This is a genomic window from Pararhodobacter sp. CCB-MM2, from assembly GCF_001691415.1.
GTDB lineage: Bacteria > Pseudomonadota > Alphaproteobacteria > Rhodobacterales > Rhodobacteraceae > Pararhodobacter.
In genome coordinates, this window is record NZ_LRRR01000002.1 from 290,219 (window position 1) to 302,747 (window position 12,529).

Below are 12,529 nucleotides of genomic sequence, written 5' to 3' on the forward strand. Positions count from 1 at the left end.
TGTGTGCGACGGTATGCAGGTGGGCGGGTCCGCTCCAGCGTGCGCTGGAAGTTTTCCACGATGTGGAATACGCAAGGGACATGGAGACGACCGGCACCGTGCAATCCGTGGACCGCGCTTTGGCGCTGCTCGAAGCCCTCGGGGGCCGGGCCGAGGGCGCTCGGCTATCCGATCTGGCGCGTGAGGTGGGGCTCGCGCCCTCGACCGCGCATCGCTTGCTGACCACGCTGGAGCGCAACGGCTTCGCGCAATTCGACCCCAACCACACGCGCTGGCATGTCGGGCGCAAGGCCTTCTCGGTCGGTGTGGCCTTCGGCAATTGGCAAAGCTTCATCGCCGCCGCCATGCCCTTCCTGCGCCGCCTGCGCGACACCACGCGCGAGACGGCCAATCTGGGCATCCTGCAGGAGAGCGAGGTCATCACCGTCGCGCAGGTGGAAAGCCGCGAGATCATCCGCGCCACGGCCTCGCCCGGTGGGCGCACTCCTGTCCTGAACTCGGGCATGGGCAAGGCGATCATCGCCACATGGCCCGATGATGCGATCGAGGCGCTGGTCGACCGGCATGGCTTCCGGCCGCTGACGCGCCACAGCCTGCACGACCGCGAGGCCCTGTGGTCCGAGATCGCCCGCATCCGCAAACGCGGCTTCGCCTATGACAACGAGGAATTCACCCGCGGCATGCGCTGCGTCGCCGCCGTGGTCTGGTCACCTTCGGGCGAGCCCTTGGGGGGCCTGTCGGTCTCGGCCCTGTCCTTGCGGCTGGCGCAGGCGGACATGCCGGCCTTGGGCGCGCGCATCCGCGATCAGGCGCTGGCATTGACGGCAGTGCTGGGCGGCCGCCCGCCCGAGGGCAGCTAGCCCTCCAACGGCGCCGCGCCGATCTGCGTGCCGATCCGGCGCGCGGCGGCGGCGACCATGCGGCCGATCGCCTCGATCCGGTCGTCACCCAGCCGTTGCGTCGGGCCCGAGACCGAGATCCCCGCCACTGCTTCGCCATGGATGTTCAGGATCGGCGCGGCGACGCAGCGCATGCCGATCGTGCGCTCCTCATCATCGAGCGCATAGCCCCGGTCGCGGGTCCGCGCCAGATCAGCGCGCAGGGCCTCGGGATCGGCGAGCGTCCGGGGGGTGAAGCGGTCGAACCGGGCCTCGGCCAGATAGGCGTTGAGGCGCGCCTCGGGGTAGCAACTGAGCAGCGCCTTGCCGATGCCGGAGGCATGCTTGGCCGAGACCGTGCCGGGCGGGAAGAAGGCGCGGATCATCTCATGCGTCTCGACCTGCCCGAGGAACAGCACCTGCCCCTTCCAATCAACGCCGAGGTTCGAAGTCTCGCCCGTGTCCGCCATCAGCGCGTGCATCTCGGGGCGCGCACGCTCGACGACATTGGTGCGGCGCAGGAAGGCCGAGCCCGCGAGAAACGCGCCGGGGCCGATGTGCCAATTGTGCCGCTCGGGCGACATCTCGACGAATTCGCGGGCCTGCAGAGTGGCGAGGACCCGGTGCATCGTGGCGACCGACTGGTCCATCGCGGCGGCAATCTCGCTCAGGGTCATGCCGTCGCGGCTGGACAGAAGCTGCAGAAGGGCCAGCGCCCGGTCCAGCGTCTGGATCGTGTTCTGCCCCTCGACCGGGAACATCGCTTTGGGTCGGCCGCGCTTGGCCGGTGGAGTCGCCATAATATTTTCCTCCCGCGTAGGTCGAAAATCCCGGTGAAAAATCACAGACCGTTGATTTTGCGTCCGGAAAACTGAATTAACCCCACAATGGAAAACCTTTTCAAAAAAATATTCAAGCGGAAAGCAGGCTGCTAGGGTCGCGTCATGGCTGATCTTGGAGGAGCATCCATGCAGAACCCCGTCTTCATTCCCGGCCCGACCAACATGCCGGAATTCCTGCGCAAGGCATCCGATGTGCCGACGATGGACCACCGCTCCAGCGCCTTTGCCGAGGTGCTGCATCCGGCGCTGTCCGGGGTGCGGCAGGTGATCCGCGCCGCCTCGGCCGAGGTCTTTTTGTTCCCCTCGACCGGCACCGGCGGCTGGGAGGCGGCGATCACCAACACGCTGTCGCCCGGTGACCGGGTTCTGGCCGCGCGGCACGGGATGTTCAGCCACCGCTGGATCGACCTGTGCCAACGTCACGGGCTGGACATGCAGATCGTCGAGGCGCCCTGGGGGGCCGGCCTGCCCGCCGACCGCTACCGCGAGATCCTGACCGCCGACCGCGACCACCGCATCAAGGCCGTGCTCGCCACGCATAACGAGACCGCGACCGGCGTCGTCTCGGACATCGCCGCCGTGCGCGCCGCGCTCGATGCGGCGGGTCATCCGGCGCTGCTCATGGTCGATGGCGTCAGCTCCATCGCCTCGATGGAGTTCCGCTTCGACGACTGGGGCGTCGATATCGCCGTGACCGGCTCGCAGAAGGGCTTCATGCTGCCGCCGGGGCTGGCGATCATCGCCTTCTCGGACAAGGCGATGCAGGCGGTGGAAAGGGCCCGGCTGTCGCGGGGTTTCTTCGATATCCGCGACATGCGGCGCCAATATGCGGCGGGGCTGTATCCCTATACGCCGCCGGTCGGGCTGATCTGCGGGCTGAAGGCGTCGTGCGATTACCTGCTGGCCGAGGGGCTGGACGCGGTCTTCGCCCGTCACCGCCGCATCGCCGAGGGCGTGCGCGCGGCGGCCGGGGCCTGGGGCCTGCCGCTGGCCGCGCTGTCGCCCGATCTCTACTCGCAGACCATCACCGCGATCCGCACCCCCGCCGGCGTCAATGCCAGTGAGATCGTCACCCGCGCCGCGCGTACCTATGGCATGGCCTTCGGCACCGGCCTTGGCGAGCTCGCCGCCAAGAGCTTCCGCTTCGGCCACCTCGGCCTGTTGACCGAGGCGATGGCGCTGTCGGGCCTCTCGGTGCTGGAGATGTGCATGGCCGATCTGGGACTGGCCCTCAGGCCCGGCAGCGGTGTCGCCGCCGCGCAGGAGGTCTACCGCGCCACCGTCGCCCCGAATTCCGGCTGGCCGCCTGAGCGCGCCCTTCGAGACACAAGGATTTCCGATGAAAGATGACCTTCCCCCCGGCCTGCCCACCTTCGACGATGTGCTGGCCGCGCGCGACCGGATCGCGCCGCATGTCCACCGCACGCCGGTGCTGACCTCGCGCATGATCGACGCGTTGGCCGGCGCGCAGCTGTTCTTCAAATGCGAGAACCTGCAGAAGGCGGGCGCGTTCAAGGCGCGCGGAGCCTCGAACGCGGTGTTCGGCCTGACCGAGGATCAGGCCGCGCGCGGTGTCGCCACCCATTCCAGCGGCAACCACGGCACCTGCCTGTCCTATGCCGCCGGCCGTCGCGGCATCCCCTGCACCGTCGTCATGCCGCGCACCGCGCCGCAGGCGAAGAAGGACGCGGTGCGGGGCTATGGCGGCACCGTGGTGGAATGCGAACCCTCGACCAGCTCGCGCGAGGCGGTCTTTGCCGAGGTCGTCGCCCGCACCGGCGCGGAATTCGTCCATCCCTACAACGATCCCCGGGTCATTGCGGGGCAGGGGACCTGCGCGCTGGAACTGGTCGATCAGGTCGAGGGCCTCGACGCGGTGATCGCGCCGATCGGTGGCGGGGGCATGGTCTCGGGCACCTGCCTGTCGCTGTCGCAGGTCGCGCCGCAGATCAGGATCTTTGCTGCCGAGCCCGAACAGGCCGATGACGCCGCCCGCAGTTTCCGCGCCGGCCATATCATCGCCGACGACGCGCCCGAGACCATCGCCGACGGGCTCAAGGTGCCGCTGAAGGACCTGACCTGGCATTTCGTGCGCAACCACGTCACGGATATCCTCACGGTGTCGGAAGCCGAGATCGTCGCCGCGATGGAACTGATCTGGAAACGCCTGAAGATCGTCATGGAGCCGTCGAGCGCCGTGCCGCTGGCGGCGATCCTGAAGAACCCCGACCTCTTCGCCGGACAGCGCGTGGGGGTTATCATCACCGGCGGCAACGTCGATCTGAAGAAACTCCCCTGGATGTAAGAAAGCGCCATGAACATCGATGTGAAATTCGCCGAGCTGGATGTCGGCTTTGACGTGCCGGCCCTGCCGGGGATGGACGAGGCCGATATCCAGACGCCTTGCCTGATCCTCGATCTGGACGCGCTGGAATCGAACCTGCGCAAGATGGGCGATTACGCCCGCAACCACGGCATGCGCCTTCGGGTGCATGGCAAGATGCACAAATCGGTCGATGTGGCCAAGCTGCAAATGCGGATCGGCAATGCCATCGGCGTCTGCTGCCAGAAGGTGTCCGAGGCCGAGGTCTTCGCCCGCGGCGGCATCCGCGACATCCTCGTGTCCAACGAGGTCCGCGACCCGGCCAAGATCGACCGGCTGGCCCGGCTGCCGAAACTGGGCGCCTCGGTCATCGTCTGCGTCGACGATCCCGCCAATGTGGCCGAACTGTCCGAGGCGGCGCAGCGCCATGGCACGCATCTCGATTGTTTCGTCGAGATCGATTGCGGCGCCGGTCGCTGCGGGGTTACCACCACGCCCGAGGTCGTCGCCATCGCGCAGGCGATCGAGGCGGCTCCGGGGCTGGGGTTCAAGGGGCTGCAGGCCTATCAGGGCGCGATGCAGCATATCGAACGCTATGACGAACGGCGGGCGAAGCTGGATGCGGCGATTGCCATGGTCAATGACGCGGTCGCGGGGCTGGAGGCTGTCGGGCTGAAGCCGCAGCTGGTGTCGGGCGGCGGCACGGGGTCGTATTATTTCGAAAGCAATTCGGGCGTTTACAACGAATTGCAATGCGGTTCCTACGCCTTCATGGATGCCGATTACGGCCGCATCCGCGACAAGGACGGCAACCGCATCGACGAGGGCGAATTCCGCAACGCGCTGTTCATCCTCACCAGCGTGATGAGCCACGCCAAGACCGACAAGGCGGTCGTCGATGCCGGTCTGAAGGCGCAATCGGTGGACAGCGGCCTGCCCTTCGTGTTCGGGCGCAGCGATGTGAAATACATCAAATGCTCGGACGAGCACGGGGTGATCGACGATCCGCAGCGGGTGCTCAAGGTCAACGAGAAGCTGCGGCTGGTGCCGGGCCATTGCGACCCGACCTGCAATGTCCACGACTGGTATGTCGGCGTGCGCGGCGGCAAGGTCGAGGTCGTCTGGCCGGTCTCGGCCCGCGGCCGGGCCTATTGAGGGAAGGACCGGGGGGCGCCTCGGCTCCCCCCGATGCAGGAGAAGAGCATGTACATCGTACCCGAAAGCGCGATCGCCGGTTTGCTGACGCGAGAGGCCTGTTTCTCGGCGGTGGAGGCGGTGTTCGTCTCGATGGCCGAGGGGCGGGCGCGCAACTTCCCGGTGATCCGCGAGCAGCTGGGCCATGCCGACGCGATCTACGGATTCAAATCGGGCTTCGACCGGCAATCCGGCGCGCTGGGGCTGAAGTCGGGCGGCTTCTGGCCCGGCAACGCGGCGCGCGGCCTGACCAACCACCAATCGACCATCGTCCTGTTCGAGGCCGATACCGGGCAGGTGAAGGCCGTGGTCGGGGCCAATCTAATCACCGCGCTGCGCACGGCGGCGGCCTCGGCCGTATCGATCCGGCATCTGGCGCGCGAGGATGCGCAGGTGCTGGGCATCCTCGGTGCCGGGCATCAGGCGACGTTCCAGCTGCGCGCTGCCCTTGAGCAACGGCCGTTCCGCAAGGTGATCGGCTGGAACCGCGACGCATCGAAGCTGACGCGGCTGGCAGCGGTGGCTGAGGAATTCGGCCTGCCGTTCGAACCCGTCTCGCCCGAACGTCTTGCCGCCGAGGCTGATGTCATCGTCACGATCCTGTCTGCCACGGCGCCGATCTTGCCAAGGGCTGGGGTGCGTCCCGGAACACATATCGCCTGCATGGGCACGGATACACGCGGGAAGCAGGAGGTTTCCACGGAGCTCGTCGCCGCTGGGAAACTCTTCACCGACGAAATCGCTCAATCCGAGAGCATAGGCGAGTTCCAACACGCGGTAGGTGCCGGGCTGATCGTGCCTGCGGACATCACCCCGCTGGGTTGCGTTATTTCAGGCGCGCATCCCGGCCGGGACAATGCCGAGGACATCACGATCTACGACGGCACGGGCGTTGCCCTTCAGGATCTCGCGGTGGCCGATGCCGTGCTCTCGGCAGCCGTTGCATCCGGGCAGGCCCTCTCGGTTTGAGCCCCAAAATGCAGGCAAGTGCCCCGGTAGCCGACGGCTCCATCCAATGCTGCGTGCAACAAACACAACAGCGGTTTTCAAATTGCGTCCGTGATCCAATACTTTCCCCCTGCCAGCAAGCGTGGGAGAGACATGGACTGAGCTACCCCCGAAATTCGGACACTGACATAAGCTACGAACTGCAGTCGGCTGATCTTCGACGAGAAGGAGTTCAGAGATATCGAAACGGAAGCAGCACGCGCCTGAGTTCAAGGCGAAGGTCGCGCTGGAAGCCCTGACTGGCATGCTGGTTCGGGGTGCATCCGACGATGATCCTTAGTCGCCTTCGTCGCCTTCGTCGCCGAGTGGGCGAGGACCTTTCAAGCATCCTTTTCAACCACCTTCGCAGCAAGAAGGACGCGGTGCTGCGCAATTCGGGCGGTCAATCCGACAAATGAATGCGGCGTTCACCCGCGACAAATGCTTCCGGTGTCCCTGTTTCAGGCTGACGTCTTATGCCTCAGATCACCATGGTCGGTAGAAAACGAAAAGTCGAATAATCCGTCTTATGTCACGCCCGGATTAGACCGAGTTGCGGTTTCGAGCGACAGACCTCGACGGCAATCAGCTTTTTGCAAGGATGCCCGCCTCGCATTCGGGCCAGCCCCGGCGGTCTCGCTCAGGGTCTAACGTCCGAGATAACGGCATGGCCGATCTGTTCCCGGCAACACGACGAAACAATGGTGTGGTCACAGATGATGGCGCGCTATCTCATCGAAGAACGCCCACAATCGTCTTGACCCTCGCGATCAAAGCGAAGGCCCACCTGAACATTGGCCCGCATGTCCCAAGATGCCTTCTTCGAACTCTCGCCCTATCACATCGCGCTGGCCCTGATCGGGGCGATCGTCGTTCTGGCAAGCTGGCTGCCGCGACTTGTCACCAGTCAGGAACCTGTCGCGGCCCCGCTGATGATCCTCCTTGGGGCAGGCGCGGCATGGCTATTCCCGGCAGCGCAGTTCTTGCCGGACCCGAGGGAAGCCCCCCTGCCCTGGGAGGTGCTCAACGAGCTTGCGGTGATCATCGCGCTGTTCGGCACCGGGATGCGGATCGACAGCATTCGTCCTTGGCGCCGGTGGACACCGACCGCGCGGCTTCTGGGTATCGCCATGCCGCTGAGCATCGCGGCGCTCGCGTTCCTCGGCGTCGGAATCGGTGGCCTTACCCTTGCCGGCGCAATCCTGCTGGGCGCGGTGCTGGCGCCCACGGATCCGGTGCTGGCGGCGGATGTGCAGGTCGGGCCGCCGCAGGAAGGGCAAGAACATCCCGTGCGCTTCACGTTGACGACCGAGGCGGCGCTGAATGACGGGCTGGCCTTTCCCTTCGTCTATCTGGGGCTGATCGTCGCCGCACAGGGCTTCGCGCCTGGGGAATGGCTGGGCAGCTGGCTGGTCTGGGACGTGGGCTACCGCATTGCCGTCGGCACCCTGATGGGCTGGGCCGGCGGTTGGGTGCTGGCGCGGCTTCTGTTCGGCTTCCCCAAGGCCACGCCCCTGGCCGAGACCGGCTCCGGCGTGCTGGCCCCCGCGGGAGTGTTGCTGTGCTACGGCTCGACGGAACTGGTCGAAGGCTATGGTTTCATCGCCGTCGCAGTGATGGGCCTGACGCTGCGCCGGATCGAGGAGGATCACAGGTTCCACCGCCGGCTCCACGATTTCACCGAATCCATCGAACATGCCCTGACCGCCATCCTGCTCATTGCCCTCGGCACGGTGCTGCCGCTGGTGCTCGAAGAACTCGACTGGCGCCATGTCGCGATTGCCGTGATCCTGATCGTGGTAATCCGACCGCTCTCGGGCTGGATCGGCTTGATCGGCACGGATCTTCCCCATCGCGACCGTCTGGCGATCGCCGTCTATGGCGTCCGGGGGATCGGATCGATCTATTACCTGTGCTACGCGGCGCGCGACATGGACTTCGTGAACGAGAACCAGCTCTGGTCCTTGGTCGCGTTGGTCATCCTAATGTCGACGATCCTGCACGGCTTCAGCGTCGGCTGGGCGATGAAGCGGATCGAGGTCGATTGACAGCGCGCCCATGCGGCCGCTTGCGATCAGGTCTGCCGGGCCAGCCAATGCAGGAACAGCGTCTCGCTCGGGGCCAGACCGGCGCGGGCACGCCGCTTCAATCCCTTCAGATCGGCGGGCAGGAGGCCGTTCTCCCACCGCTCCAGAAGGGCGGGATGGACATAGCTGCGGCGGCAGACAGCCTTGGTATTGTTGAGGACCTTGGCGACGTCCGCGATCGTCGCGTTGAGTGCCTGTGCGCGGGTCCGCTTGTCCTCGGGGCGTTCCAGCACCGACAACAGCTCCAGCGCGCGGACGCTGCCGCCCCAAGTCCGGAAATGCTTGGACGAAAACCCCTCGCCAACGATGGTGCGCAGGTAGTCGTTCACGTCTTGCGACATCAGATCCTGAACCCTGCCGTCGTCATCGCGGTAGCGAAACAGGCGTTGCCCGGGTAGCTCCTGCAACGCGCGGATGGTCGAGGCGATGCGTCGGTCCTGAACCTTCAGTTTCCATTGCTTGCCGGACTTTCCGGTGAAGGTGAATCGCAGGTCCGAACCCTGCAGCGCGACATGCCGGGTCCGCAGGGTCGTGGCACCGAAGCTTTTGTTTTCCAGCGCATAGCGATCGTTGCCGATGCGGATCAGCCCGATGTCCAGAAGGCGGACCACGGTCGCCAGAACCCTCTCGCGCGGGGCGCCCCGCCGGCGCAGATCGGCCTCGACCTGCGCCCTGAGTGACGGCAGGACATCGCCGAACGCACTGAGGGTCGAGAATTTCAGCGTGTCACGGAACGCGCTCCAGTCCGGATGGTAGCGATATTGCTTGCGCCCCCGCGCGTCGCGTCCGGTCGCCTGAATATGGCCACGCGGATCGGGGCAGATCCAGACCTCGCGCCAGGCCGGCGGAATGGCAAGCGCGCGGATCCGGGCGAGGCCGCGGGGGTCGCGCAGTCGCCCGCCCTTGGTGTTGAGGTAGTAAAAGCCGGTTCCCGCGCCGCGCCGTGTCCATCCCGGCGCAAGGTCGCTGACGTGATGCAGCTCCGCAGGCCAGAGCGCGTGATCCGGATCGGGATCAGGGTCGGAAAGCCGCTTCAGCATGGTTTCTCCACGGGGCGAGGGTGGAGGACGAACCCGCCGGAGTGCAGCGCGGTTCCCGCCCCTCGCCGCTTTGTGCTGAGCGTCCGGCTGCGCGGATGGGCGCCTCAGGCGCCGAAGCCGACCGAGTATAGCGTCACCGGCACGGCCGCGAGGGGGATGACCGACAGCAGTACCAAGGCGCCGTCGCGCGTCAGCAGGCCCGCGACGCACAGCGCGATGGCGGCCGAGGCAATCGAGCCCGAGGTCGGCACGAATTCCATGATCGGCATGAAGAGCGTCAGAAGGACGATCAGGCTCAAGGGCAGCCATGTCCAAGGCCGCTTCGACAGGAAGGTGAGCCGGGGACGCAGAAGCCGGTCAGTGAAAGCGATGGGGCGCCGCAGCCAGCGGACCCCCTTTCGCAGCGTCTTGGCCTCCAACTTGTGCCGCATGATGAGGTCAGGCAACCAAAGATGCCGCCGCCCGGCGATCAGCTGCAGGGCCAGCAGGCCGACGATCACCGCGACCATCGTCGTCACGCCGGGGATCGCGCTCGCCGGCGAGGTGGAGATCAGCGCGAAGAGGAACATCAGCGCGAGCGACGACTGCTCTCCCAGTGTCTCGACGATATGCCGGATGCTGACCCGATCCTCGTCGATCGAGGCGGAAAGATCGTCGAGCAGATCCGTCAGCCGCGTCTGTTCCCGCTGTGTCATCCGCCCCGTCGTCCCGTGATACCGATACCCTCGAAGAACGCGGCGAGCGGCCCGCTGTTCCCGGTCTTCACCGAGGGGGGAGACCCGATCGCGACGGGGCCGTGCCGCCGGCAGGCGAGGTCGTCACAGGAACCCCACCCGGCCACCTGGCGTTTTCCCTTTAGGAGGAGACCCCGATGAGCTTTCGCCGCGACCAGCTGACCCGCCGCATCTTCGACTGGGCGCAGACCGCGCTGCCCAGCCTGTCCAAGACCGAAGCCGAGGCGATCGCCTCGGGCGACGTGGATTTCGAGGCCGAACTCTTCGCCGGCAAGCCCGATTGGTCGCGCCTTCGCGCGGTGCCCGCCCCCCGGCTCACGGCAGAGGAAAAGGCGTTTCTCGATGGGCCTTGCCGGCAGTTCTGTGACATGCTCGATGTCTGGCAGATCGACCGGCAGGACGCGGACTTGCCGCAAGAGGCGTGGGATTTCCTGCGCCAGAATGGCTTCTTTGGCATGATCATCCCCAAGGAACATGGCGGCCTTGGCTTCTCGGCCTTCGCGCATTCCGAGGTCGTGCGCTATATCTCCAGCCACTCGGTGGTCGGCGCGGTGACGGTGATGGTGCCCAATTCGCTGGGGCCGGGCGAGCTGATCCACCAATTCGGCACCGAAGCGCAAAAGACCTATTGGCTGCCGCGGCTGGCGAAAGGTCAGGAGCTGCCCGCCTTCGGTCTGACCAGTGAGCAGGCGGGCTCGGATGCCTCGGCCATGGTCGACGAGGGCGTGGTCTGCCGGGGCGAATGGCAGGGCGAGGAGGTGCTCGGCATCCGTCTGAACTGGTCGAAGCGCTACATCACCTTGGCGCCGGTTTGTACGGTGCTTGGCCTTGCGTTCAAGCTGCGCGATCCCGAGGGCTTGCTGGGCGATGAGGCTGAACCCGGCATTACCTGCGCGCTGGTGCCGACCGATCTGCCGGGGGTCGAGACCGGGCGCCGTCATCTGCCATCGGGGACGATGTTCATGAACGGCCCGACCGAGGGGCGCGATGTCTTCATCCCGCTGGAGAATATCATCGGCGGGCCGGAATATGCCGGACGCGGCTGGATGATGTTGATGAGCGCGCTGGCCGCGGGGCGGGGGATCTCGCTGCCCTCGCTCTCGGCTGCGGCGACGGCGCTGGCAGCGCATTCGACGGGTGCCTATGCGCGCATCCGCACCCAGTTCAACCTGCCCATCGGCCTGTTCGGCGGCGTGCAGGAGCCCTTGGCCCGCATTGCCTCGAATGCCTATGCGATCGATGCCGGACGGCGGCTGACCACAGCGATCCTCGATCAGGGCAAGAAGCTCGCGGTGATCTCGGCGATCATGAAGTACCACGCGACCGAGCGCATGCGCCAAAGCGTCAACGACGCGATGGATGTCCATTCGGGCAAGGCGGTGATCGACGGGCCGCTCAATTACCTGCAGCCGGCCTATCGCGCGATCCCGATCGGCATCACCGTCGAAGGCGCGAATATCGTCACGCGCAACCTGATCATCTTCGGCCAAGGCGCGATCCGCGCGCATCCCTATCTGCTGGACGAGATGACCGCGCTGCAGGAGCCTGACCGCGACAAAGCGCTCGATGCTTTCGATCGGCTGTTCTGGGCCCATGTCGGCCATTCCACGAAGACCGCGTTCCGGGCCTTCGGGACATCGCTGACCGGCAGGGGGCACGCGCCGCGCGATGCGGGACCGGTGCGCGACCTGTATGCACGCTTGTCGCGGTGGTCGGCCGCCTATGCGATCACGGCCGATCTGGCCTTCCTGACCATGGGCGGCACGCTCAAGCGGAAAGAGATGATCTCGGCCCGGCTGGGCGATGCGCTGTCCGAGATGTTCCTCATCGCCGCGATGCTGAAGCGCTGGGAGGACGACGGCCGGCCCAAGGCCGATCTACCTTTGCTACGTCATGCATCCGAGCGCTCGTTTCAGTCCATCAGCGCGGCGCTTGACGGCGCCATCGCCAATTTCCCCGCCCGCTGGGCTCGCTGGCTTCTGCGCCTGCTGACCTGGCCCGGCGCGCAGGCTCGCGGTCCCTCCGATGCGCTGACCGAGGCGGCGGCGATGCTGGTCTATGCGCCGTCCGAGGCGCGCAAACGGCTGGTCGGCGCGCTGCATTCGCCCGCCCCCGACAGCGGGCTGGGCCTGCTTGAGCGGGCCTACCGGATGGTCATTGATATCGAACCCCTGCGCAAGCGTTTGCGGGACATGAAAAAATCGCCTGCCGAGGCGCGGGAGGCCGGGCTTCTGACCGATGCCGACCTCACTCGATTGGCTGAGGTGGAGGATGCCGTCCAACGTGTGGTCGCGGTGGATGACTTCTCCCCTCAGGACATGGCACAGCTGTTTCCCGGCCTCGAGGGTAGCCCATACCCTCAGCCGCGGAAGGCTGCCGAATGAGGCGTCCGCGGCATCGTTCACGCCCGTTTTCCCAAATCATATTTCCCTGCTAAAGTTGAT

Annotated in this window: 10 protein-coding genes; 7 read left to right on the forward strand and 3 right to left on the reverse strand. The window is 66.1% G+C overall.

The annotated features are described in order from the left end of the window. Positions 1-80: 80 nt before the first annotated feature. Positions 81-860 carry an IclR family transcriptional regulator gene (locus BCY78_RS04185; protein WP_068298277.1) on the forward strand — a complete coding sequence of 260 codons (780 nt, stop codon included), beginning with the start codon at positions 81-83 and terminating at the stop codon, positions 858-860. On the opposite strand, the gene bhcR is transcribed toward BCY78_RS04185, so the two are convergent. Continuing rightward, positions 857-1,678, reverse strand: coding sequence for an HTH-type transcriptional regulator BhcR (gene bhcR, locus BCY78_RS04190; protein ID WP_068298279.1), 822 nt, complete (start codon positions 1,676-1,678; stop codon positions 857-859). The genes BCY78_RS04185 and bhcR overlap by 4 nt on opposite strands. A gap of 168 nt (positions 1,679-1,846) precedes the next feature. Here bhcR and bhcA point away from each other — a divergent pair, with 168 nt between their 5' ends. From bhcA to BCY78_RS04215, 5 genes are all read left to right on the forward strand, one after another. Next, a complete protein-coding gene (bhcA, locus tag BCY78_RS04195; RefSeq protein WP_233499344.1) occupies positions 1,847-3,070 on the forward strand; it encodes an L-aspartate--glyoxylate aminotransferase BhcA in 1,224 nt (407 codons plus the stop codon). Continuing rightward, on the forward strand, positions 3,060-4,025 hold the full coding sequence (bhcB, locus tag BCY78_RS04200; protein ID WP_068298286.1) for a beta-hydroxyaspartate dehydratase BhcB: 966 nt from the start codon (positions 3,060-3,062) through the stop codon (positions 4,023-4,025). The genes bhcA and bhcB overlap by 11 nt, the downstream gene beginning before the upstream one ends. A 9-nt stretch (positions 4,026-4,034) precedes the next feature. Then, positions 4,035-5,198, forward strand: a complete 1,164-nt coding sequence (gene bhcC, locus BCY78_RS04205; protein WP_068298290.1) for a 3-hydroxy-D-aspartate aldolase BhcC — start codon at positions 4,035-4,037, stop codon at positions 5,196-5,198. A 48-nt stretch (positions 5,199-5,246) separates the two neighbouring features. Next, the gene (gene bhcD, locus BCY78_RS04210) at positions 5,247-6,206 is read left to right on the forward strand and encodes an iminosuccinate reductase BhcD (protein WP_068298293.1); all 960 of its coding nucleotides are present in this window, start codon (positions 5,247-5,249) and stop codon (positions 6,204-6,206) included. A gap of 821 nt (positions 6,207-7,027) precedes the next feature. Further along, positions 7,028-8,272 carry a sodium:proton antiporter gene (locus tag BCY78_RS04215; RefSeq protein ID WP_068298297.1) on the forward strand — a complete coding sequence of 415 codons (1,245 nt, stop codon included), beginning with the start codon at positions 7,028-7,030 and terminating at the stop codon, positions 8,270-8,272. A gap of 26 nt (positions 8,273-8,298) precedes the next feature. Here the strand turns inward: BCY78_RS04215 and BCY78_RS04220 are convergent, their stop codons facing one another. Both BCY78_RS04220 and BCY78_RS04225 read right to left on the reverse strand, forming a co-directional pair. Further along, positions 8,299-9,351, reverse strand: coding sequence for a DNA topoisomerase IB (locus tag BCY78_RS04220; RefSeq protein ID WP_068298300.1), 1,053 nt, complete (start codon positions 9,349-9,351; stop codon positions 8,299-8,301). A gap of 104 nt (positions 9,352-9,455) precedes the next feature. Next, the gene (locus tag BCY78_RS04225) at positions 9,456-10,046 is read right to left on the reverse strand and encodes an exopolysaccharide biosynthesis protein (protein WP_068298303.1); all 591 of its coding nucleotides are present in this window, start codon (positions 10,044-10,046) and stop codon (positions 9,456-9,458) included. Positions 10,047-10,222: 176 nt separating this feature from the next. On the opposite strand from BCY78_RS04225, the gene BCY78_RS04230 reads away from it, so the two are divergent. After that, positions 10,223-12,469, forward strand: coding sequence for an acyl-CoA dehydrogenase (locus tag BCY78_RS04230; RefSeq protein WP_068298305.1), 2,247 nt, complete (start codon positions 10,223-10,225; stop codon positions 12,467-12,469). The last annotated feature ends 60 nt before the right edge of the window (positions 12,470-12,529 follow it).